This is a genomic window from Rhizobium sp. IY2 (assembly GCF_047532935.1).
Classification (GTDB): domain Bacteria; phylum Pseudomonadota; class Alphaproteobacteria; order Rhizobiales; family Rhizobiaceae; genus Rhizobium; species Rhizobium anhuiense.
On record NZ_JBLKNU010000001.1, the window covers coordinates 714,423 to 737,497 of the forward strand.

Annotated in this window: 20 protein-coding genes and 1 pseudogene; 15 read left to right on the forward strand and 6 right to left on the reverse strand. The window is 61.5% G+C overall.

Annotated features, from left to right (window positions below):
* Window positions 1–331: 331 nt before the first annotated feature.
* The 7 genes from ACMUVN_RS03450 (at window position 332) to ACMUVN_RS03480 (ending at window position 9,667) form a co-directional block, all read left to right on the forward strand.
* Window positions 332–1,438 carry a helix-turn-helix domain-containing protein gene (locus ACMUVN_RS03450; RefSeq protein WP_063475139.1) on the forward strand — a complete coding sequence of 369 codons (1,107 nt, stop codon included), beginning with the start codon at window positions 332–334 and terminating at the stop codon, window positions 1,436–1,438.
* Window positions 1,435–2,724, forward strand: coding sequence for an efflux RND transporter periplasmic adaptor subunit (locus ACMUVN_RS03455; RefSeq protein ID WP_373289055.1), 1,290 nt, complete (start codon window positions 1,435–1,437; stop codon window positions 2,722–2,724). Before ACMUVN_RS03450 ends, ACMUVN_RS03455 begins: the two co-directional genes overlap by 4 nt.
* Window positions 2,721–3,425, forward strand: a complete 705-nt coding sequence (locus tag ACMUVN_RS03460; protein ID WP_047614052.1) for an ABC transporter ATP-binding protein — start codon at window positions 2,721–2,723, stop codon at window positions 3,423–3,425. The genes ACMUVN_RS03455 and ACMUVN_RS03460 overlap by 4 nt, the downstream gene beginning before the upstream one ends.
* A complete protein-coding gene (locus tag ACMUVN_RS03465) occupies window positions 3,422–4,561 on the forward strand; it encodes an FtsX-like permease family protein (protein ID WP_132572301.1) in 1,140 nt (379 codons plus the stop codon). Before ACMUVN_RS03460 ends, ACMUVN_RS03465 begins: the two co-directional genes overlap by 4 nt.
* Window positions 4,562–4,565: 4 nt before the next feature.
* Window positions 4,566–5,780 carry an ABC transporter permease gene (locus tag ACMUVN_RS03470; RefSeq protein ID WP_132572298.1) on the forward strand — a complete coding sequence of 405 codons (1,215 nt, stop codon included), beginning with the start codon at window positions 4,566–4,568 and terminating at the stop codon, window positions 5,778–5,780.
* Between the two features lie 320 nt (window positions 5,781–6,100).
* Window positions 6,101–7,588 (forward strand): right-handed parallel beta-helix repeat-containing protein, encoded by a 1,488-nt coding sequence (locus ACMUVN_RS03475; RefSeq protein WP_047610548.1) that lies wholly within the window; start codon window positions 6,101–6,103, stop codon window positions 7,586–7,588.
* Window positions 7,589–8,185: 597 nt separating this feature from the next.
* Window positions 8,186–9,667 (forward strand): right-handed parallel beta-helix repeat-containing protein, encoded by a 1,482-nt coding sequence (locus tag ACMUVN_RS03480; RefSeq protein ID WP_132572295.1) that lies wholly within the window; start codon window positions 8,186–8,188, stop codon window positions 9,665–9,667.
* 70 nt (window positions 9,668–9,737) lie between these two features.
* Here the strand turns inward: ACMUVN_RS03480 and ACMUVN_RS03485 are convergent, their stop codons facing one another.
* The 3 genes from ACMUVN_RS03485 to ACMUVN_RS03495 form a co-directional block, all read right to left on the reverse strand.
* On the reverse strand, window positions 9,738–10,019 hold the full coding sequence (locus tag ACMUVN_RS03485) for a hypothetical protein (protein ID WP_047610543.1): 282 nt from the start codon (window positions 10,017–10,019) through the stop codon (window positions 9,738–9,740).
* 168 nt (window positions 10,020–10,187) lie between these two features.
* The gene (locus ACMUVN_RS03490) at window positions 10,188–10,832 is read right to left on the reverse strand and encodes an NrsF family protein (protein WP_047610542.1); all 645 of its coding nucleotides are present in this window, start codon (window positions 10,830–10,832) and stop codon (window positions 10,188–10,190) included.
* A complete protein-coding gene (locus ACMUVN_RS03495; RefSeq protein ID WP_132572292.1) occupies window positions 10,829–11,377 on the reverse strand; it encodes a sigma-70 family RNA polymerase sigma factor in 549 nt (182 codons plus the stop codon). Before ACMUVN_RS03495 ends, ACMUVN_RS03490 begins: the two co-directional genes overlap by 4 nt.
* 182 nt (window positions 11,378–11,559) lie before the next feature.
* On the opposite strand from ACMUVN_RS03495, the gene ACMUVN_RS03500 reads away from it, so the two are divergent.
* From ACMUVN_RS03500 to ACMUVN_RS03510, 3 genes are all read left to right on the forward strand, one after another.
* Window positions 11,560–11,829: a pentapeptide MXKDX repeat protein gene (locus tag ACMUVN_RS03500; RefSeq protein WP_132572289.1), complete on the forward strand. Its 270-nt coding sequence runs from the start codon at window positions 11,560–11,562 to the stop codon at window positions 11,827–11,829.
* An 84-nt stretch (window positions 11,830–11,913) separates the two neighbouring features.
* Window positions 11,914–12,756 carry a cytochrome b/b6 domain-containing protein gene (locus tag ACMUVN_RS03505; protein ID WP_414814876.1) on the forward strand — a complete coding sequence of 281 codons (843 nt, stop codon included), beginning with the start codon at window positions 11,914–11,916 and terminating at the stop codon, window positions 12,754–12,756.
* Window positions 12,753–13,529 (forward strand): molybdopterin-binding protein, encoded by a 777-nt coding sequence (locus tag ACMUVN_RS03510; RefSeq protein WP_132572283.1) that lies wholly within the window; start codon window positions 12,753–12,755, stop codon window positions 13,527–13,529. The genes ACMUVN_RS03505 and ACMUVN_RS03510 overlap by 4 nt, the downstream gene beginning before the upstream one ends.
* Window positions 13,530–13,576: 47 nt before the next feature.
* Here the strand turns inward: ACMUVN_RS03510 and ACMUVN_RS03515 are convergent, their stop codons facing one another.
* A complete protein-coding gene (locus ACMUVN_RS03515) occupies window positions 13,577–14,353 on the reverse strand; it encodes a protocatechuate 3,4-dioxygenase (protein ID WP_132572280.1) in 777 nt (258 codons plus the stop codon).
* Between the two features lie 38 nt (window positions 14,354–14,391).
* Here ACMUVN_RS03515 and ACMUVN_RS03520 point away from each other — a divergent pair, with 38 nt between their 5' ends.
* Together ACMUVN_RS03520 and ACMUVN_RS03525 are read left to right on the forward strand one after the other, a co-directional pair.
* Window positions 14,392–14,703 carry a hypothetical protein gene (locus tag ACMUVN_RS03520; protein ID WP_132572277.1) on the forward strand — a complete coding sequence of 104 codons (312 nt, stop codon included), beginning with the start codon at window positions 14,392–14,394 and terminating at the stop codon, window positions 14,701–14,703.
* Between the two features lie 50 nt (window positions 14,704–14,753).
* Window positions 14,754–16,337, forward strand: coding sequence for a Na+/H+ antiporter (locus tag ACMUVN_RS03525; protein ID WP_132572274.1), 1,584 nt, complete (start codon window positions 14,754–14,756; stop codon window positions 16,335–16,337).
* A gap of 99 nt (window positions 16,338–16,436) precedes the next feature.
* Here the strand turns inward: ACMUVN_RS03525 and ACMUVN_RS03530 are convergent, their stop codons facing one another.
* Complete coding sequence (locus tag ACMUVN_RS03530) at window positions 16,437–18,338, reverse strand: potassium transporter Kup (protein ID WP_028827843.1); 1,902 nt, start codon at window positions 18,336–18,338, stop codon at window positions 16,437–16,439.
* Window positions 18,339–18,683: 345 nt separating this feature from the next.
* Here ACMUVN_RS03530 and tyrS point away from each other — a divergent pair, with 345 nt between their 5' ends.
* The 3 genes from tyrS (at window position 18,684) to ACMUVN_RS03545 (ending at window position 22,202) form a co-directional block, all read left to right on the forward strand.
* Window positions 18,684–19,964, forward strand: coding sequence for a tyrosine--tRNA ligase (gene tyrS, locus ACMUVN_RS03535; RefSeq protein WP_132572271.1), 1,281 nt, complete (start codon window positions 18,684–18,686; stop codon window positions 19,962–19,964).
* A 135-nt stretch (window positions 19,965–20,099) separates the two neighbouring features.
* Window positions 20,100–21,275, forward strand: a complete 1,176-nt coding sequence (locus ACMUVN_RS03540; protein ID WP_097542287.1) for an MFS transporter — start codon at window positions 20,100–20,102, stop codon at window positions 21,273–21,275.
* Window positions 21,276–21,779: 504 nt separating this feature from the next.
* On the forward strand, window positions 21,780–22,202 hold the full coding sequence (locus ACMUVN_RS03545; RefSeq protein ID WP_028758913.1) for a TIGR02594 family protein: 423 nt from the start codon (window positions 21,780–21,782) through the stop codon (window positions 22,200–22,202).
* 38 nt (window positions 22,203–22,240) lie between these two features.
* Here ACMUVN_RS03545 and ACMUVN_RS03550 read toward each other — a convergent pair.
* Window positions 22,241–23,025: pseudogene (locus tag ACMUVN_RS03550) on the reverse strand (class I SAM-dependent methyltransferase).
* Between the last annotated feature and the right edge of the window lie 50 nt (window positions 23,026–23,075).

A 23,075-nucleotide genomic window follows, 5' to 3' on the forward strand; every position in this document is an offset into this window, starting at 1 on the left:
ATGCACAAAACCTATAAATTAACTAGACTATTGGCAACGAGTGGGACATCCGATTTGACCGGCGATCGGAATATCAAATTCCAAAGAACATCCATTTTTAGAAATATTTTCATCTGCCTTCGCAGGCGCTGGCACGCGGAAAGCGGTCGCCGCAACACCCGCCGGGCGAATTCGGGCCTTCGGCCAGCTGTCCTTGCCTCGGTCCCTCACGAATCTCCCGTGGAGATTTTCGCGCGGAAGGAGTTAGTCGGAGAAGGTGCGCCTCAGAGCCTGATGGGCCGGTAATACATGCCGGTCATCAAAAATCCCACGCGAAAACAGGTTCTAAAACATGATGGAGGTCGCGCCTAGTGAGGATCTCGGCAATGATGGCATCTATTCGTCACTCCGATCCCACCAGGCCATGCTGTTCATTCCGCTTCCCTTCGTCGTTGCTCTTCTGCTGCTCGTCCTCTTCGTTACCGTGCTCAAGCGCGACGAGGAGGCGGCGCCGAACCGGCCATTTCTGGCACTGATCCTCCTGAGCGTCTTGCTGTCCATCCTCTCCGGCTTGCGCTGGGGCTACGGAGTGAAGGCGGTGGGTATGATCGCGCCTGTCATTGCGGCGATGGTGCCGCCGCTTGCCTATGCCGGAGTATCCAGGCTGGTGCGGACGAGCCGCCGGTCGCTGCCGCAGCGGATTGCGCTGCATGCCGCGCCGGCCGCCGTCATCCTCTTGTTGATCACCTTCCGGCGGGAGGCGATCGATATCGCGCTGGTGCTTGTTTTCATCGGGTATGCCTTGGCCATCCTGCTTCTGATGCGGCCGGGCGCGGATGCGCTTCGGCTTGCGCCCTTTGAGGGGGCGGTGCCGGCCTATCGGGCGATCATCTTCGCGGCGGTGGCGCTGTGCCTGTCGGCGGCAGTCGATATTTTCGTGTTTCTCGACTTCACTTGGGCACATGGCGAGCATGCGGTGACGCTAATCAGCGTCAGCAATCTCGCCGTCCTCGTCATCCTCGGCATTGCGGCGGCGGCGGCCAGCCGAAGCCGGGCGCCGGCCGAGACGGTGGAGACGGCATCGAAGTCCGAAACGACCGAGGACAAGGAGACCATCGCCACGGTCGATGCGCTGATGGAAGCAAGAAAACTCTATCGCGACGCCAATCTCAATCTCGACCGGCTGGCTCGCAAGGCGGGCATTCCCGCGCGCCAGATCTCGGCGGCGATCAACCGGGCGATGGACAAGAACGTTTCGCAATATGTCAATGATTACAGGATCGGCGATGCCTGCCGGCTGCTTGCCGGCACCGAGAAATCGGTGACCGAGGTGATGTTCGAGGTGGGCTTCCAGACGAAGTCCAACTTCAACCGCGAATTCCGCCGGGTTACGGATATGACACCGCTTGCCTGGCGGCAGAGGAAGGGTGGGGTGGGAGGCTCTCCGGCCTCGTCCTGAGATACGCCACGTACACAATCGCGATCGAGGACTGCCGGAAACGTGTTCGAGGTCGCGGTTTTGCAGCCTGCGACCATTCTGTCGGCATGAACACGACATCAGAACATGACCGAAACCTTGCCGCCAAGCTGAGATCGCTTTCGATCGAACCCGCGGCCTTCAAGACAGAGCCGCCGGAGCGTGAAGCCCGGCGGCGCGTGATGCCACTTGCTATGCTTGCGCTTGCCGCGACGGCATCGCTCGCGGTGGTTCTTTTCTCTCGGCCCGAGATGCTGCAGCGCATCGAAACGGTGCTTGCAGGCCTCGCGGTTCAGCGCGGGGCGACGACACCAATAGGCGGAACGCAAGGGCCTGCCGAGGGTGCCGCTGCCGAGCGGATGCGGGCTGTTGCTGATGCACCGGCGGTTCGGGCCTTGCCGGCCCGGGAGGTCACCGGCTCCGGCTATGTCGTGGCGCCCGATGCCGCGACCGTCTTTTCCAAATATGAAGGCCGGATCGTCACCGTCGAGGTCGAGGCGGGTGACAGGGTTGCCGCGGGGCAGGTGCTGGTGCGGCTCGACGATGCGGGCGCCCGCTTTGCGCTTCGGGGGGCCGAGATCGCCCGGCAGGCGGCGGCACTGGCGCTTGATGCAAAGAATATCGATCTCGCGCAGGCGCGGTCTTCCCTGACGCGCATCGAGCGGCTGGCCGGGCGCGATGCCATGTCGGCGCAGACGCTGGAGGAGGCGAGGACTGCTTTCGACACTGCCGAGAATGCTGCCCTGCAGGCACGGCAGAATGTGGCCAAGGCGGATCTCGATATCGACAGGGCGCGCGAGCAGGTGGAGGCGCTGACCGTCCGGGCGCCGATATCGGGCACCGTCACGCGGCTTACCGCGCATGCCGGCGACACCGTGCTGTCGCGCGAGGACAGCGTGCGGGAGAATGAAAGCCTGCTTGTGATTACCGACACGGCAAACATGGCCATTGATGCCGATGTGGCGGAGACCAACATCGCGCAGATGCGACCGGGCCTATCCGGTGAGGCGGTCCTCGACGGCTTTCCCGATCGGCCCTTTGCGGTCGTAGTGTCGAAGATCGCGCCCATGATTTCGCGGGAGAAGGGAACGGTGACGCTTCGCCTGTCGCTGTCTTCGTCGCCGCCGGGCATGCGCCCTGCGATGGCCGCGCGCATCCGCCTTGTGGTGGATGAGACAACAGCTTCCGGCTCACAGGCGGGCGGAGCTGCGACCGTTCGGCCACAGGCCGCGGATATCACAGATCATCAGCAAGGAGCAGAGCGATGAACGATACGCAAGAGCCCTATATCGCGCTTCGCGGCGTCCAGAAGGCATTCAGGATCGGTGCGGAGACGATCCCGATCTTTTCCGGGCTCGACCTTTCCATTGCGCGCGGCGATTTCGTCGCCGTCATGGGACCATCGGGCTCGGGGAAATCGACGCTGCTCAACATGTTGGGCGGCCTCGACAGCCCTGATGCCGGGGAGATCAGGATCGGCCGCAGTCATCTCGAACAGATGGGCGAGGGCGCCAGAGCCGCATGGCGGGCGCATGGCATGGGCATCGTCTTCCAGTTCTACAATCTGCTGCCGATGCTGAATGCGAGCGAGAATATCGAGCTGCCGCTGCTTTTGAAGCCGCTCGGGCGAAAGGAGCGGCGCGCCCGCGTCGAGACCGTCATGGATCTCGTCGGGCTTGCGGGCCGGCAGCGGCAGTTTCCGTCGAGCATGTCCGGCGGGCAGCAGCAGCGCGTCGGCATTGCGCGCGCCATCGTCGGTGATCCCGACCTTCTGCTCTGCGATGAACCGACCGGCGATCTCGACCGGAAATCGGCCAACGATATCCTGGAGATGCTGGGCTTTCTCAATCGTGAGCTTCAGAAGACGATCATCATGGTCACGCATGATCCCGAGGCCGCCGCCTTTGCCCGGCGCACGTTGCATCTCAACAAGGGCGAATTCGTCGAGCAGCAAGGGAGGGGCCAATGACTTTCTTCCAGCTCATGCGGCGCAATGCCTGGCGCAAGCGGCTGAGGGCGACACTGCTGATGTTCTCGGTCGGCGTCGCCTTCCTGATTTACGCCCTGACCGCCAGCTTCCTCGGCGGCAGCCAAGGGGCGGCGGGCGCCAGCGACAACCTGCTCGGCGTCTTCAACAAGTCGGGCCGCGGGTTGCCGCTGCCGCTCGCCTATCTCAACCGGATCGCTGCGGACGATGATGTCGCCGCCGTTGCCTATACCGCGCGGATGCGCGGGTTCGTCGAGGTCGAGAAGAATATCGTGATGACCAGCGCGGTCGATCCGCGCGCGATCGCCGCTGCCAATGGCGATGAGCTTGGACTGACGCCTGATCTGATCGCAGCACTCGAAGAGGGCCGTGACCGAGTGCTCGTCGGCAAAGCGTTGGCGGAGGCTCAGGGTTGGTCGGTCGGCCAGCGCATCGGCGTCACCAGCCAGCTGATGAAGACCGATGGCAGCCGCGACTGGCGCTTCGTGATATCAGGCATCTTCGAGGGGGCTAATGCCAGCACCGACACTTATTTCATGCTCGCACGTTACGACACGATTAATGAGGCCCGGGCGCGAGACAAGGATACGGTCGACACTTTCGTGGTGCGCCCGAGCGAGGGCGTATCATCCGGCGTGCTGGCGGCGCGGATCGATGCGCTGTTTGCCAATTCGGCGGCACAGACGCGGACACAATCGGAAAAGCAGTTCCTCGAAGCCTTCCTGCGGCAGTTCGCTGACGTCGGCCTGATTGTCGGCCTCGTTGTCGGCGCGGCTTTCGTGACCATCCTGATGATCACGGTGAACACCATGCTCTTTGCAGTGAGGGAACGCAGCTTCGAGATCGGCGTCATGAAGGTGCTGGGCTTTTCCCAAGGCCGGATCATGATGCTGATCCTTGGCGAGACGCTGTTCATATTTGCCGTCGGCGGCACGGGCGGGCTCCTTCTTGCCAAGCTTGCGATGCTGTTGATCGGGCCTGAATTCGGCCTCGTCTTCAGTCTGTCGGTGCTGTCGAAGTCCCTCGCCATCATTGCGGGTCTCGGCGTCCTGACTGGGCTGCTGCCCGCCTGGAACGCCGTGCGCCTGCCCATCGTCAATGCCTTCAGATCGAGATAGTTCAATGTCATCAGTGCTCAAGCAGACCTTTCTCATGATCAGAGTCAACCTCGGCAGCCTGACACGGCGGCTCTGGATCTCACTGTCGATGGTGCTCTCGGTCGCTCTTGTAGTGGCGGTGCTCGCAGGGTTTCTCGCCATGGCGCGGGGATTTGAAGCCGCGCTTGCCGGCGCCGGCTCGCCTGGCATCGCCGTCATTCTCGGCGGCGGCACCAACCAGGAGATCGGCTCTGATGTACCTGCCGAGGCGATCCGCAGCCTTGCCGCCATGACTGGTGATATCGGCGTGGTGCGGGATGGCGCGGGCGGGCTGGCGCTGTCGCGCGAGATCGTCGTTCCCGTCGATGTCGTCAGGCAAGTCGACGGCGCGGAGCAGACGCTGTCGCTGAGAGGCATGGACCCGCTGGGGCCCGGCTTGCGCGATCGTGCGGCGCTTTCGCAGGGGCGGCTGTTTTCCCAGGGCGCCCGCGAAATCGTCGTCGGCGCCCGTATCGCCGACGAATTCTCCGGCTTTGCGGTCGGCGACAGGGTGCGGCTCGGCCCGGTCGAATGGACTGTCGTGGGGCATTTCACCTCCGGCGGCAGCGCCTTCGAATCCGAGATCTGGGCGGATCTGGAGGCGGTGCAATCGGCTTTCGACCGGCTGGGGCAGGTGCAGAGCCTGCGCGTGCGCCTCGACGGGCGGGGCGATCCCGCTCTTCCGCTGACGACGCTGCGCGCGCGCCTTTCTGCGGTTCCCGGCGCCCCACTTACCTCAGTCTCCGAAGCCGATCTCTATGCCGGGCAGGCGGAGCGCACGGAGAGCCTCATTCGGCTGTTCGGCTGGCCGATTGCGCTATTGATGGCGGTCGGTGCCACGGCTGGGGCGCTGAACACGATGATGAGTTCGGTTTCCGACCGCACCGTCGAGATCGCCACGCTGCGCATGATCGGCTTCGCCCGCGTGCCGGCCTTCGCTGCGACCTGGGTCGAGGCGGTACTGCTGTCGTCGGTGGGCGCGGTCGTCGGCATCCTCGCCTCGCGGCTCGCCTTCGACGGCTGGCGGGCAAGCACGATGGGCGCCAACAATACCAAGATGGCCTTCCAGCTCGACGTTACCAGCGACGTCGTCCTCACCGCGGGCCTGCTGGGACTTGCGATCGGGATTGTCGGCGGAGCCTTGCCGGCGCTGGCGGCGACGCGGCTGCCGTTGAGGGCGGCTTTGCAGGCGAGGGGGTGAGGAGCGAATACGCTGCGCGTAAGCGAAGCCACGAATCGCATGTTAAACAGCTTGAGCTAACATAAGTCCCGCGCAGCAGGTCCCCGATTTATTCGCCTCGAAGTCGTTGTTTTCCAGGCCGAAGTTGCAGCTTTCTGCCATCTATGCGGCGCCCAGGCCATTGCCTGTGGAATACGGCCCGTGAACCGGCCAGTTGCCCCATTGACAACATCTTATCGCCTTCTTGCCGTGGACGGTTGCCCCCGCCGCGCTCGATCGGCCGATCTCGGTCGATCTTCGTGGCGACTTAGCGATCCGACGAACAGGGCAACATTGGCGATATGACAATCTACTATGTGAACTCAGCGACTGGCTCCGACCGCAACAACGGAACGGGCCAGAACTCGGCTTTTGCGACTTTGTCCAAAGTGGAATCCTTGAAACTGAAACCGGGCGACAGCGTGCTTCTTGCCAAGGGGAGCGTGTTCAACGAGCAGTTTGATATCAAATATTCTGGCACCGAAAGCGCGCCGATCAAGATCGGCAGTTACGGGACGGGGGCAGCGCCCGTCATCCACAGCGGCGGCGACGGCATTCACAGTCTCTATGCCTCGAACATCGTCATCGAGAACCTCAAAATATCGAATACCGGGACCGCCGGCATTTATGGCGGCAGTGTCACGAACTGGACGGTCCGCAATGTCGAGATCGCCAAGACAGGCATGTCGGAAAATGCCGGCGCCGTCACCTTCCGGAGCAGCACGAACGTCACGGTCGAAGACAGCAAGATAACGGCCGTCAAGGGCGACGGCTTCTGGATCGAAAAGGTCGCCGGCGTCAAGCTTCTCGACAACACCGTGACCAGCGCGAACGGCTCGACCGCCGATGCCGTGCAGGTGAACGACAGCAGCAATATTCTGATCAAGGGCAACCATCTTGATCAGACGAACGCCGATAGCCCCAAGGGCGTGATCGCGCTGGTGCGGGCCACCGATGCCGTGGTCGAGGACAATGTGCTCACCGGCGGCGGCTTCGGCATCAGCGCGCCGGCCGGCAAGAATGTCGCAATTCGCGACAACGACATATCGGGATTTCACGGTTACAGTTGGTCCTTCGGCGTCGGCCTCGGCGATCAGGGCAATGCGCGGGATTATGATATTTCAGGCAACCACATTCATGACGGCGCATGGGGCGTTGCCATCAGCGACGCCAGCGGCACCAGCTATACCCGCACGAATATCAAGGTGCACGACAATGTCTTCGACGACCTCTCGCAGGCGGCGCTGAAGGTCGACAGGCCGGCTTCCGGCTCCTTCACCAACAATACGATCGAGACCGGCACCACGGCCACCGCCATATCGCCGTCCATCGTCGACGCGCACACCTTCACCGTCAGCAACAACCATACGGTCGCCAATGTCGAAACGGTGCTGGCGAGCCCGGTTGCCAAGACTGCCGCAGTCACGGAGGCGTCCGCGGATCCGGCGGTTGCCGCCGTCCATGACAATTTGAAGATCTTCAGCGATACGGGCGAGGCCCATCGCGGCAATCTTCTCGAAAACGACAGCTCTGACAACGACACCTTGGTTCTGCGCCGCTTCGGCGACGAAAGCGTCGGCAAACACGGCCTCACGCTGACCGGCGACTACGGCGTCATCCACGTGGACCGGGAAGGCAACTATGCCTACACGCTCGATGAAACGAAGCTTCCCGACCATGACGGCCATGTGAGCGAGTCCTTCAGCTACGGGATCAACGACGGAAACTCGCACCATACCGACGGCGATACGCTGACCGTCTACATCCATATGGATAACTTGCTGGGCTGAGGGTGCGAGGCTGCAATGACACAAGGAGAAATCCCGGAAAGTTTCCGGGATTTCATAAGCAGCCGTCAGCCCCCGTGCGGGGCGCGGACGCGTTTTTTCAAGCTCAACCGTAAGTTTTTGCCGGCTGTTCGTTGCCACGGGATCGGATTCAGGCAACGACGGAACGGGCACAACCTTCGCCGCAGCTGCAACCCGGTCGTGCATCGGCGGAGGCAGCGCCTTCCAGGATGCGGACCTCGTCCTTGCCCGCGGAACGTCGCGGTGTCTCATAATGAACCGCAGCTGCATTCAAATGCACCGGAAAGCCTGCAAAAGGGTGTTCACTGTCAGCGCCGGTGACCATTGGTCGCGAGCTGCGATACGGTTCATTCACCTTTCGGTCGTTGTTCTGTAGATTATTTTCTTATAAGTTGTAGTCTTTAATATACCGCCACCGCCAGGCGTTTCTCGGGACCAAGGCAGGCCGCCCACAGGGTCTGCCAACCGCCGTGAAGGCAATATCGAAGGCCCTCTTGATGGCCTTTAACCCCGACCGCATCCGATCCACGCGTTGCAGCCGATGCAGACGGCTGCGCGGCAATTCGAGAACAAGGCGATATGGCAATCTATTATGTGAATCCAGCGATAGGCTCCAACGGCAACAATGGAACGAGCGTGGACACGCCGTTTGCATCGTTCTGGGCGGTGGAAAACTTGAAGCTGCAGCCGGGCGACAGCGTGCTGCTCGCCGCCGGAAGCGTGTTCAACGACCAACTCGACCTGAAATATTCCGGCACCGCTAGCGCCCCGATCACCATCGGCAGCTATGGGGTCGGCGACGCGCCGGTTATCCATAGCCCCGGCGACGGCATTCACAGCCTCTATGCGTCGAATATCGTCATCGAGAACCTCAAGATCTCCGAGACAGCAGGCGCGGCCATCTATGGCGGCTATGTTTCGAACTGGACCGTCCGCAATGTCGAGGTGGAAAATACCGGAAGCTCCACCAAGACCGGCTCCGTCACGTTCAGGACCGGCTCGAACATCACCATCGAAAACAGCACGATCACCGGCGTGAACGGTGACGGCGTCTGGATCGAGAAGGTCAACGGCGTCAATTTTCTCAACAACACCGTCACCAACGCCCACGGCACCGCGGCAGATGCCGTACAGATGAACGACAGCAGCAATATCGTGATCAGCGGCAATTACCTCGACCAGACGGGCGCTGCGACGCCGAAGGGCGTCATTGCGCTCATCCGGCCGGTGAATGCCGTGGTCGAGGATAATACGCTGATTGGTGGCGGCTTCGGGATCAGCGCCCAAGCGGGCACGAATATCGCCATCCACGACAATGATATTTCAGGCTATGGCGGGTACAGCTGGTCCTATGCCATCGGTCTCGGGGACCAGGGCAATACGCGGGACTACGATATCTCAGGCAACTATATCCATGACGGCGTATGGGGCGTGGCGGTCAGCTCTGCCGGCACCACCAGTTACGTTCGCGAAGGTATCGAGATCTACGGCAATGTCTTCGACGACCTGTCGCAGGCGGCGCTGAAGGTCGACAGGCCTGCATCCGGCTCTTTTCATGACAATGTCATCGCCAGCGATGTCACGCCCTACAGCATATCCCCGGCCATCATCGCCGCGAACACCTTTCCGGTCAGCAACAACACGACGCTCGAAGAGGCCCAGCTTGCGATTCTTGATAGTCACGTTGCGGGAGATGCAACGCATGCGGACGCAACCCCGACGATCGTCGCAACCCATGACAGCCTGAAAATCTCGGCCGACGCGGACGCCCATCATGGCAATCTCCTCGAAAATGACAGCTCGGCCAATGGGATCCTGCTGCTTCGCCGCTTTGACGGCGAGTTGGTCAACAAGAACGGTCTGACGCTGACCGGCCAATACGGCACCATCCATGTCGACGATCATGGTGACTATAGCTACACGGTCGACGCGACGAAGCTTGCCGGGCTTAGCGGTGAGGTGAGCGAGACTTTTTACTATAAGATCTCCGACGGGGCCGCGCACCATTTCGACACGGATACGCTGAGCATCTCCATCCATGTGGATGACTTGCTGAGCTGAGAGGAATGTGGGCAGCAAACGGCGCCTTGCCCGGTCCGAGGCGCGGCGATGGAGGAGGAGAGCGCATGTCTCAGCGGTCGCTGAACAGGATCCTGGTGACGTCGATTTCGATTTCCGCGCAGATGATCTCGTATTCGGTGACGATTGCGGGATCGGCGGAGATTTCCCTGCGCATGCGGTCAAGGACGGCGCAGGCCTCGCCATAGGCGCCGCACAATTCATAAAGATGGGGGCGGCTCGCCGCGGCTGCTCTGATGGTTGCCCGCGTCGCGGGCAGCCTCATCATCAGCCTGGCCAGCCCTTGTTCGGCGGCTTGCCGGGGAATGTGTGCTATGCCTTCTTTCCTGACCATGCCATCACCCCTCGCTGCCTTCGTTTGCCTGTCCTGAGGGGTAGTACGCAGGAATGCTGCATCTGGTTTCATGCCGGATGCAGGATTAGTGCGCGCCGCTCCGATTCCTTCACGGAAAAATTGGTTATTGCATCGTGGTATCGGGGCGCAAGAATCCGACAGCCGGTCCTACCAGCGCAGAAGGCGACGACTGAAGAGGGCGCCGATTGCGCCTGTTAACAGGATGCCGAGCGAATACCAGAGGACGACGAAGGGCAGGCCGTTTTCGGTGCAGAACCAGGAATAGACCCAGGCGCCGGATGCGCCTGCTGCAATGCCGGCGACGAAGCCTGTCATCCCAAGCTTGCTTGGTGCGGCGCCGCGTAGCACCCATGTATTGGCGATCAGGATGGGCATGGCAAAGGCAAGGATCAGCAGCGGGCAATGCAGGGCGGAGGAGCCGAGCACCAGCACGGGATAGCTTGATGCCGGCGACAAAGCGAGCTGGATGACCGCCATGGCGGCCAGAGCCAGCACGATTGCAGCGCCAATGCCGAAAAAGCGGCCTTCCGAGCCATCCGGCCGGGAGAGGCGGTAAACGGCGGCGAAGGCGGCGATTGCGAGCAGGGCATTATAGCCGGATTTGATCCAGAAAACCGGCAGCGTCAGCGCCTGCGTCATGTCTGTGCGAAGGCCGACGACAACAAGCATCAGCAGCAGCGAGACTGCCAAAGCAGGCAGGACGGCGAGCACGAAACGGCGTTCCAGCGCATGTCTCGGTACCGGCTTCAGATCTCTGACAAGGATGTCGATCACGTCCTCAGTTTCTCTCACGTCCCACCTCGCAATCTTGCCGCCAGCGCCTTGATGCCTCTGTGAACACCGACCTTGACCGCCGATTCCGACTGTCCGGTGCGGCTTGCCGTATCGGCCACCGACTGCCCTTCGAGCTTGACCTGACGGATCAGTTCCTGCTGGTGCTGCGGCAGGCCGTTCAACAGCCGCTCGACATCCATGCGCGCTGCAATCGCATCCTCCCTGAAGTCGCCTTCGATCTCCTCGTTAAGCTCCATTTCCGACTTGTAGCGACCGCCATGTTTTCGGTGATGGTCGATCAGCTTGTAGCGGGCAATCGAGAAGAACCACGCGGTAAACGGCCGCTCCCTGTCATAGGTCGCCCGGCGCGCATGCAGCGCCAGCAACGTCTCCTGCACGAGATCTTCCGTGTCGGACTTCGCCGCGGTGCCGATACGCCCGCCGTAGTAGCCGACGAGCAGGGTTCGCAACGTGCCGAGCAGACGCCGATAGGCAGCCTCGTCCCCGTCGAGGGACAGAAGCATCAGCATCTTCAGGGCGTGTTCCGAATGGGCGTTCGTCATGTCGTCTGCAATGTCATTCGCGTGGATGACGCTTTGGTTACAGGCGGATTCGAAAATCTCCTGACGGGCCAGCGCTATCACATAAGCGTGAGGCTGTAACTGCCTTCGCAAGAAGATCGAATTCAGCACTGTGAGCCGTCGGCGGGTGCCGCGGACACATCAATCGATCCGAGGAGACCCTCATGACCAAGATCCTTTCCACCCTTGCCGCCTGCACCTTCGTTATCGGCCTGTCGCTTGCCGGCGCCGCCAGCGCTCAAAGCAGCGATGCCATGAAGAAAGACAGCATGAAGACCGACGCGATGTCTAAGGATGCCATGTCGAAGGACGCGATGAAGCAGGACAACATGGCGACCGGCAGCACCAAGGCCGACTGCATGCACAATGCCGGCATGGAGAAGGACTCTATGAAGAAGGACACGATGATGAAGGCCTGCGACGCGATGAAGTAATAGTGGATCGCGGCCGCTGAAACTATTTTGCCCGCGGCCGCGTCTTTTCGAGAAGACCTTTCAAGTCGATCCGGAGGACCTACGATGGCCACGACCGATGCCGGCATGGCGAGCGGACGAACGCTCTTCTACCGCCATGGCCTGCTGGTGCGCCTGTCGCACTGGGTAAACGTGCTGTGCATGACGGTGCTGCTGTTCAGCGGCCTGCAGATATTCAACGCCCACCCGGCGCTCTATTGGGGCCAGTATGGCGCTGATGACGATCCGTCCTTCATTTCCATGGAAGCGGAGCAGGAAGGCGATGCGTTGAAAGGGGTGACACGCCTGGGCGGATTGACCTTCGACACGACGGGCGTTCTCGGGGTTTCGAATGTCGACGGCGAGGCTTCTGTGCAAGGTTTTCCGAGCTGGCTGACCATGCCGAGCTACCGGGACCTGGCGACGGGCCGGCGCTGGCATTTCTTTTTTGCCTGGCTGTTCGTCATCAACGGCTTCATCTACCTCGCCTATGGTTTTATCAGCCGGCATTTCCGCCGCGATTTGTTGCCGGCGCCCCAGGAGCTGAAGCCTTCGCATCTCGGCCATGAGATCGTCAATCACGCCCGGCTGCGCTTTCCCAAGGGGCCTGAGGCACGCCACTACAACACGCTGCAGAAACTCGCCTATATCGCGGTGATCTTCGTGCTGCTGCCGCTGATGGTTGGAACCGGTCTCACCATGTCGCCGGGCTTCAATGCGGTCGCGCCCTGGCTGCTCGACCTGTTCGGTGGCCGGCAATCGGCGCGGACGCTGCATTTTCTGACTGCTTTCTCGCTTGTCGCCTTCGTCGCGGTGCATGTGGCGATGGTGCTGGTCTCGCGCGTGTTCAACAATCTGCGCTCGATGATCACCGGCTATTACGACGCCGGCCAGGGAGGGAAATCATGAGCCGCATCATTACCAGACGCCGCTTCCTGATCGGCGCGACCATGACGGCGTCGGCGCTGGGGCTTGCCGGCTGCGATGCGCTCGGCGAAAGCGATCGGACGAAATCGGTGCTCAAGATCGCCGAAGGCCTCAGCATGAAGACCCAGCGCTTCCTGCTCGGCGACGACGCACTCGCCCGCGAGTTCACGGAAGCCGATATCTCACCGACCTTCCGCGCCAACGGCACGAGCATGCCCGACAATGCCCGCTATATCGACTGGATGAACCAGCGGTTTTCAAGCTGGCGGCTCGAGGTCGGCGGGCTGGTCGACAAGCCGATGCAACTGTCGCTGGCGGAGTTGAAAGCCCTGCCGGCCCGTACACAGATCACTCGGCACGACTGCGTCGAGGGCTGGAGCGCCATCGGCAAATGGACCGGCGTGCCGCTCGGCGCGCTGCTACAGGCAGCCGGTCTGAAACCCGAAGCCCGCTACATTGTGTTCCACTGCGCCGACGAATACGAAAAGACGCTCGACGGCAGCGGCTGGTATTACGAAAGCATCGATCTCGTCGACGCGTTTCATCCCCAGACCATCCTCGCCCACACCATGAACGGCAGCGATCTCGAAGTCGCCCACGGCGCGCCGCTCCGGCTCCGGGTCGAGCGCCAGCTCGGCTACAAGCAGGCAAAATACCTGACCGGCATCGAAGCCGTCGCCGATCTCGGCCAGCTTTACGGCGGCAATGGCGGCTTCTGGGAAGATCGCGGTTATGAATGGTATGCGGGCATATAGGCGCGAGCCCACCGACGAGGATGTGGGAAGCCCCGCCGCTGCCTCGCTCAGGCAGAGAGGCCGATCGTGATGGTGGCGGAGAGCACGCCGCCATCGAGCTTCTCGAAATCGAATATGTGATCGGCGGCGTCCTCAGGGATGATGCCGTCGTCGTCATTGCGCGTATCGCGGGCCGGGCGTCCAATATAGTCCGGATGCTCGCCATAGATGATGTCGCTCAGCGCATCGTCGAAATAGATCTGGCTGACGAGAAGCTCCTTGCCGTCGACGAGGATTCGGCAATGAACATGGGGTGTGCGGCCCTGGTACCATCCGGGATAGGCCGTCAGGAAGCCTGCCTGCCCCTGTGCATCCGTCAGCTGGCGACCGCGAAAGGCGAGCCCGCTGATCGCCTCGGCATCGCCAAGTGTACACATCTTCGCAGCCTCGCGGCCGGAATAGATGCCGCGGTGATCCGTATGCCAGATTTCGATATCGGCATTCTCGACCGGCCGGCAATCGGCTGCATGGACGATCCGGACGGCCAACCGCAAGGGCAGTCCAGCCTTTCCTTCCGAGACGTCCTGACGGGCGGGAATATTGTTGACGTGGCAGGGGCCAAGAGTCTGAGCGACGGTGACGACGCAATTCGGACGGCTGCGGAAGAGCGGGACGGGCAGCTTTTCCAAGGCGACCGATTTGGTGCCGCCGCTCAGGAAATCCGTCCCCTTCCAGTCGAATGTCCTGGCGGCGACCGTGATATGCCGCCGGGGCCAGATCGCTACCGCCGCGACGGACGATGCAACGATCGCCGCACCTCCAAGCACAAGGGTCCGTCTCTTCATATATCGTCCTTTGCCTCAAGACTCAGGGTGTAAGGAGGATGCGCAGGAAATTCCAATTAAATCCCGGCAATGATCGACGGCAAGCGATCATCGACATCAAATGCCTGCCGTGCAGGGCAAACCTTGCCAATGTGGCCGTCAACTCCGGTGACGCCAGGGGTCACGTCTATGTCTCGATCGCGTGGTTGACCGGCTCGGGCTATGCCGACAAGCTTTATGGCAGTACCGACTCCAACCAGCTATGGCACAAGGTGGACATTATCGCCGGTCGCCTCTGGGGCGAAGCGGTTTTCCCGGTTCGGCGGCTTTACAGCGCGGTGCGTCTTTTCAGACGCGCGAGGTCGCTGTAACTCTTTGCGGCAGGCATGCGACATCCGTTGCTGAGCAGGGGCAGAGGCAGATGGAACCAACCCACTTATTCGAGCTCGTTATCGTGATGTTTCTCGCGATCATCGCGCTGCATTATGCCGCCCACAGGCTCGGGCTGCCGCCGTCCGTCGCGCTGTTGACCGGTGGCGCCTTGTTGGCCTTTGCGCCGGGACTGCCGGCGATATCAGTCGACCCCGGACTGGTTCTGGTCATCTTCCTGCCGCCGCTGTTGATGGACGGCGCCTGGTCGATCGCGCTCGCGCGCTTGCGGCGTCATGTGATCGGCATCGCTTCACTTGCCGTCGGTGCGGTGCTCTTCACCTGCGCCGTCGTCGCCGTTGTCGCCCATCTCCTCTTTCCCTCACTTCCCTGGGCTGCATGCGCAGCACTCGGCGCGATCGTCGCGCCGCCGGACGCGGTTTCGGCGCGCGCCGTACTGGAGCGCGTCAGGCTGCCGCGGCGGCTTCAGATTCTGCTCGAAGGCGAGAGCTTGCTCAACGATGCGAGTGGCCTGGTTCTTTTCCGTTTTGCCGTTGCCGCCGCTGCAACCGGAGCCTTCAGCACGGGGGAGGTGATCGGCAATTTCTTCGTGCTGGCGCTCGGCGGCGCCATCGTCGGCATCGTTGTGGGAACGGCGTGGTTCAAACTCGTCCGGCGTCTCGGCGACGAATATCTCATCATTGCAGCCTCGGTGCTGCTCGGCTGGATTGCCTATCTGCTCGGAGAGCAGCTGCATGTTTCCGGCGTCATCGCCACCGTTACCACGGGGCTGATCATGAGCTGGCACCAGCACACAGTGCTTTCAGCCGCAATGCGCATGCGCGGCACCTCGTTCTGGACGGTGATGATCTTCCTGATGGAAGCTGCGGTGTTCATCTTGATCGGGCTGTCGCTCAGGGATGTCGTCGAACGCGGCGGCGGTTTTACCACTGTGATCGCGACAATGGGACTGCCGATGCTGGCGATCCTCGTCACGCTCGTGATCGCGCGTTTTGCCTGGGTCTTCGCCTCCGATTTCGTTCTCAGGTTCTGTGCTGTCCTGGGGTTCACGCGCGCCCGACCGCTCGGCGCCGGTGGTGCGACGGTTCTGAGCTGGGCGGGCGTGCGCGGGGTGGTCACGCTTGCCCTGGCGCTGAGCCTGCCCGAAGGGTTCGCAGGTCGTGACTTCATCCTCGTCACATCGTTCGCCGTCATTCTCGGAACCGTGCTCATACAGGGCACGACATTGGGGCGGGTGATCGCCTGGGCGCGGCTGGTGGAGCCGGATTCGGAAAGAGCGCGCCTGACGATGAGCCAGGCCGAAGCCGCCATGGCCCAGGCGCAGTTCGGGACCGTCCAGAGTCTGGCGTATGACGCCGAGGGGAAACTCATCCATCCGCAATTGCTGGAGCGCTACCAGCGCCGGGCGACGTCGATCGTCGACTATGCCGAGAGAACCGAGCACTACATACCGGTGCTGCATGCGCATTTCGACGTCATTCTCGAAGCGGTTGCAACGGGACGCCGGGAACTCATCCGCCTCCATCGCGCCGGCGAGATCGATGACGAGACGTTGCGGGAGCTGGAACGGGATCTCGATCTTGAGGAGTTGAGCGCGATCTCGGCCAAGGCATGATTTCGCGCCTCATGCCGTGACGCTTGCGACGGGAGCCACTCTTGCCCCACTTCCATCTCTCCTATCCCAGCTGCGACTCCCCCGCCTCGGCATCATGCTCTAAATGGCAATCTGCTCACCGAGTTCGACGACACGGTTGGACGGCAGGTTGAAATAGTCGGAAGGATCGATCGCCAAGCCCTCCAGCGCCATGAATATGCGCTCCTGCCAACCGGGCAGCCCGGTGTTCGGCGTTCTGACGAGGTTCCTGCGGCCGAGATAGAAGGAGGTCTTCATGATTTCGAACTTGAAGCCGCCCTCGCGGCAGAGCGCCAGTGCCCGGGTAACGTCGGGGTCGTCCATGAAGCCGAAGGTGATATCGAGACGCACGAAGCGTGGCGAGAGCTGGCTGAGCTTGATGCGCCTGTTGTCGGGGACGTAAGGTTCGTCTTCGGTCCAGACGGTCAGGATAACGTTCTGTTCATGGAGCACGTGGTTGTGCTTGAGATTGTGGAGCAGAACATTCGGCGTGCGATCCGGGACGCTGGTCAGGAAGACGGCCGTTCCTGGAACGGTGACCGGCGAATGGTCCGACTTTCGCTCGATCGACCGGATGAAGGAATCGAGCGGGATCTCGTTGTTGGCCCGCAGTCGCTTCAGATAGGCCTGTCCTCGGGTCCATGTCCACATCAGGATCATGATCGCCAGCGCAAGGGCGACCGGAACCCAGCCGCCATCATGGATCTTAAGCAGGTTGGCCGCCAGGAACATGACTTCGATGAAGAAGAGCGGCAGCAGCAGGAGGGCGGCAACCACGAGGGAGTAACCCCAGACGGCCCGAAGGAACTGGAAGACCAGCATGGTCGAGATGACCATGGTTCCGGTCACCGAGATGCCATAGGCCGTCGCCAGCGACTCGGAATCGCCGAAGGAAAAGATCAGCATCAAGACGCCGACCAGCAGCAGAAGATTGACGCTCGGCACGTAGATCTGGCCGGTGTTGGTCTCCGATGTGAACTTGATGCGCAGCCTCGGCAGGAAGCCGAGGTGAACCGCCGAGCGGGCCAGCGAAAATGCGCCTGTTATCACCGCCTGGCTGGCGATGATCGTTGCCATCGTTGCCAGAAGAACCACCGGCAGCAAGGCCCAATCAGGATACATCAGAAAGAACGGATTGGTGGCTGCGTGGGGATGGGCGAGAACCAGCGCGCCCTGGCCGAGATAATTCAAGAGCAATGCCGGAAAGACGAGCACGAACCACGCCATCTGGATCGGGCGGCGCCCGAAATGCCCGAGATCAGCATAGAGCGCCTCGGCGCCCGTCACCGTCAGAAAGACGGCGCCAAGCACAATGAGGCCGACGGTGCCGGCATGGGCGAGGAACGACAGCGCGTTGATCGGATTGAGCGCTTCGAGAATCCTCCAGTCGTCGCCGATATGGATCAGGCCGCCCGCTGCCATGGCCAGAAACCACAAGACCGTGATCGGCCCGAAAAACATCGAGACGGCGGCCGTTCCCCGGGACTGGACGGCAAAGAGGATGATCATGATCGCAGCCGACGCGAGCGGGACGTATTCGGCAAAGGCCGGCGTGACCAGCTTCAGGCCTTCGAGCGCCGACATCACCGACAGGGCCGGCGTAATCATCGCATCGCCGATGAAGAGCGCCGCTCCGATCAGGCCTGCGAAGAAGAGCACCGGCACGTTTCGCCCCATCTTCTTCATCAGCAGGGCGAGAAGCGAAAGCGTGCCGCCTTCACCGTCATTGTCCGCCCTGAGAAGGAAGAGCACATATTTGAAGGTCACGATGACCGTCAGCGTCCAGATCATCAGCGAAATGAGACCGATGACCTCGGCCTCGTGTACGCCATCGGCGGCAAAAGGCCTCAGCGCCTCACGAAGGGCATAGAGCGGGCTGGTACCGATATCGCCATAGACGACGCCGATCGCGCCGACGACCAGTCCGGCAAAGCCCTTCCGGCCGGCACCTTCACCCGTATTGTCTATATGCGTCGACGCCATGGTTCCCCGCTTATGCCCCTTGCCTATGAACACAAACATATGCCGCATTGCAGAACGGCAAGTAAATTGATGCGTGTGCGAATTTTTTGTGAGGGGCGGCGGCGTGAGCGGGAGAGGGGTGGGGCGCACGATCGGCTTGGACTTCGGCGGTCGCCTCTTGCGATTGCGCAGTCGCATGGTAATGAGGATCCATGACCTGCACCCTGAACCTTTCGAGCTTCTATTATACGCTGCTCCCATAGAGAGCGGCGCAAGGTCATATTCCTGACACCCGAGACGCCGCATGGTCGGCGGCACGCGTGTCAACAGAAGGTCTCCGGCCTCATCGGCCCCAATGGAGACCCCGTGACACGATCCTCTCAGCCCACCGGACCCCGATCCGACTTTCTCCGCACCCTGACCGAGCGCGGTTTCCTGCATCAATGTACCGACTTGGAAGCACTCGACAGCTGGCTTTGTTCGGGAGCCGGCACAGCCTATAACGGCTTCGATCTCACCGCCGACAGCCTGCATGTCGGGCATCTCATTCCGATCATGATGCTCCGCTGGTTCCAGAAGACTGGTAACAAACCCATCGCGTTGCTGGGTGGTGCGACAAGTCGGCTGGGCGATCCGAGTTTGCGCGACACGTCACGCCCCCTTCTCAGTGAAGAGCAGATCATGAAAAACCTGCTCGGCATCCGGCGTGTCTTCGAGCGGTTCCTCGCTTTCGGGGATGGCCCGGCCGATGCGGTGATGGTCAACAATGCCGATTGGTTGGGCAGGCTCAACTACCTCGACTTCCTGCGCGATGTTGGACCGCATTTTTCAGTCAACCGGATGCTGACATCGGAGAGCGTGCGCCAACGGTTGGAGCGGGAGCAATCGCTGTCATTGCTGGAATTCAACTACATGGTCATGCAGGCCTACGACTTTCATGTGCTCGCAGAAAGCCGCGGCTGCCTGCTTCAGCTTGGTGGTTCCGACCAATGGGGCAACATCGTCAGCGGCGTCGAATTTGGGCGGCGGATCGGTGGACGCGCCTTGTTTGGATTGACCGCTCCGCTGCTGACGACATCGTCGGGCGCGAAGATGGGCAAAAGCGTTTCGGGGGCGGTCTGGCTCAACGCCGACCGGTTGTCGCCCTATGAATTCTGGCAATTCTGGAGAAACACCGGAGATGCCGATGTGGGTCGTTTTCTCAGGCTGTTCACCGAGTTGCCGTTAAGTGAAATTGCCCGCCTTGACGTGCTTCGGGATTCCGAGATCAACGAAGCGAAAAAGATACTTGCCGACGAGATCACCAGCCTGTGCCACGGGACGGATGCGGCAGCGCAAGCTTCCGAAACCTCCCGGCGTACCTTCGAAGAAGGTGAGGTGCCGGTCGGCCTCCCGACCGTCAGGTTCCCGGATAGCCTTCGCAGCACCTTTCCGCTCGCTGATGCGATGGTCATTGCCGGGCTCGCCAAGTCGAAAAGCGAAGCACGTCGATTGATCGCCGGCGGCGGTGTGCGGGTGAACGGCGGCAGCGTAAACGACGAGGCAATGCAGCTTGGTCACTCCGATGTCCAGGACGGCGTCATCCGGCTGTCCGTCGGCAAGAAGCGACACGTCCTCCTTCAATCGGCGGTGGCGCCGCCATGCTGACAGGGGCTGTCAGCATGGTGGTCGACAATGCTGAAGCCGCGGGTTTCCGAGCCAGTCGCCATTTCGTCGGAATGTCCGGCTATCCCACGGGGGATAGTTGGACTTCAATCCCGCCAATCGGAGCAGAGCCCCGAGATGAAGCCGCACCATCGTATTTTCTTCATTCAGTTTGCCGTGGCCCTTTCCGTGGGGGCGTTTCTTTCGCGGCTGCCCGACATTCAGCTCAAGTTTAGCCTGAGCGAAGGAGAGCTGGGCCTTTTGCTCGCCATCATGTCCCTCGGGGTTCTCTGCGGGTTGACGTTCTCGGCGAGGCTCATCGAGAGGCTTGGTGCGCGCACAACGGCCTTCGTCACCGTCTTCGGTGTGACGTTGTTTTATGCGCTGATCCCCTGGATGCCTGCAGTTTCCCTGGCGATGCCATTATTCTTTGTTGCCGGCATTTTCGCCGGCGCATTCGAGATCAACGCCAATCTCGAAACCGATCGCCATGAGGCGCTGCTCGGCTACCGCATCATGAGCCGGGCTCACGGCATGTGGAGCCTCGGATTCTGCATCACCGCCCTTGTTGCCGCCGGTATGCGGCAGGCCGCAGTCTCCATCGAACTGCATAGCTTCATCGTCCTCGTGACGGTCTTGATTGCCGGGTCGATCGTTTTCTCCGGGATCGAGAATGCGCCCCGGCGGCATGACGCTCACCCCGGCGATGCTCCGCTCGTCGCTTTTCCCACGATCGGGCTGCTTCCCCTTTGCCTCATAGGCGCTGCTCCGCTTCTCGCCGAGGGCGCGAGCGTCGATTGGTCGGCGATCTATATGCGCGACGTATTTGCGGTCGAACCATTTGTCGGCGGGCTCAGCGTGGCCATTTTCTCCTCGTTCATCGCCATCGGACGGCTCGGCATGGACTCTGTGATTGACCGCTTCAATCCACGCCCCGTCGCAATAACCCTCCTCGGGATCGCGGCCATCGGCCTTGTCTTGGTTGCGACGGCGGCACAGCCTGTCGTCGCCCTCGCGGGCTTTGGCCTGACGGGGATCGGCTGCTCGTCGGTCTATCCGCTTGCCATCTCGGCCGCGGCCCGGCGCACGGACCGACCCGCATCGGTCAGCGTTGCAGCGCTCGGGCAGACGACCTTTCTCGTGTTTTTCGCTGGGCCGCCATTGCTCGGTTTCGTTGCCGAACACTTCGGTATCCGCTTTTCGTACTGGGTGGTCGTCCCTGTGATCGCCGCTGCGCTCCTCGTCACCAAGGCGCTCATCGCTGCTCCTGCCCCGATCACAGGGCAGCCCGAACCGGTACAACCACACGGTTGATACGCCGCGCCGCCGTTCCGTTATCCCAAGGTCGCGCATGTTCGCAATCGGCGGGGGCTGACCACCGATTTTCGCTGTTGAATAGGGCGGGCGCAATGTATTGCCGGTGACGTCTAAGTATTACTGATGGCCGTCTCAAATATAGCTCGTATAGGTGATGGCCCAAGGCCGTGCAGGATCGTCAACTCTTGGTGAATGGTCTTGCCGCTCAAGCACTTGCGGGCGCGGTCCACCTTCTCTGCATACACCTGGCCCGGACGGCCTATGTCAGCCTTTCGAGCCTGCAAAATAAGGGTTCTACGAGTTCTTCGATCGTCGCGTTCGGCCGCAACGAGAGGCTGGTCAGCGCCGATCCGTGCCTCTCTTCGGACAAATTCCCGCCGCCAAAATGCCAGTATTAGTTGTTTCTAATTCACGCCATAATTCGCATCTACGTTGCCGCGCCTGTTTTATTCTTCGCCACATTTTGGAATTTCAGCATAATACAAACAATGGTGGGTAACTATGAAGGTTATTCTCGTCATCGTCCTCACGGCGCTTGCCGTGCCCTGTGAGGCGGATATGCTCGGCACGGCGTCCAAGTACAAAAGCATGCATGAACGCTCCATCTCCTTCCTTAGCATCAATCCGCGCAGGGTATCGTGGTGCGGGGCGTTCCTGGCCTTTGTCGCCAAACGATCTTCAAGGGAGCCGCCGCCCAACCCCAACATGGCGGCGTCCTGGAAGAAGTTCGGCAAGCCGGTCGGCGTCCGCTCCGCCAGGCGTGGGGATGTCGTGGTGATCCGCACCGGCCGGCGCTTTCATGTCAGCCTGTTCGATCACATCGACCAGCGCCGGCAATATGTCTATCTCTTCGGCGGCAACCAATCCAACCGGGTGCAGCTGTCGCGCTATCGCGCCAGTTCGGTCGTTGCCGTGCGACGATAAGCCGGTTCCAAACCTCAATGCCGGCGGGAAAACAGGTCCTATGCCTTGCGTGCCCTGATATGCAGGAAGATCGGCGCGACGCGGGTGTCGGCGACGACGGGTTCGGCCTGCGCCACCACGGCTGAGGCCATCGGCTCGCCAAAGGCCTCGATCGTAAGCCCCGCTTCGACGATCATCGACACCCAGGTCGACAGCGTGCGGTGAAAGCGCGGAACGGAAAACGGCGTCAGCGCCGCCCGTTCCGCTTGCGGTATCGAGGAAAAGATCCAACGGTCGATCCGGCCGTCGCTCTCGTCGAAATAGTCGGCGATCTCTACCGCGACGGGCTCGCCGGCCTCATTGCGGATGTTACGGCGCGTCGGCGGCACGAAGCAGGGATGCAGGATCGAAAACTGCAGGAAGCCGCCGGGCTTCAGAATGCGGTGGATGCCCTTCAGCACCTCGCGCTGATCAGCCATGTCCATCATCGACATGAAGGCGGTGACGAAATCGAAGCTCGCTTCCGGGAAATCGATGCTCTGACCGTCGCCGAGCACATAGTCGATGCCGAGCGGCGCGTCTGCCTCGCTCTCGCGGGCAAACGAATGAAGGTCGGGGCGATGTCGAGGCCGGTCACGCGGGCGCCGAGCCGGGCGACCGCGCGGGTATTGGAGCCTTCGCCGCAGCCGAGGTCGAGACCTCTCAGGCCGCCGACCGACGGCAGCATCTCCAGAAAGGTCGGCGTGTTCAGCGCATCGCGATACTTGTCGTAGCCCGCCCTGGAATAGATCGTCCACGTCTCGGCATTGCTCTCCCAATGGGCGGCGACATCATTGGCTTTCATGGCTCTTCCTCCTTGCGCGATCGGAACGGGCGGGGAGCTATAAGCGCAGC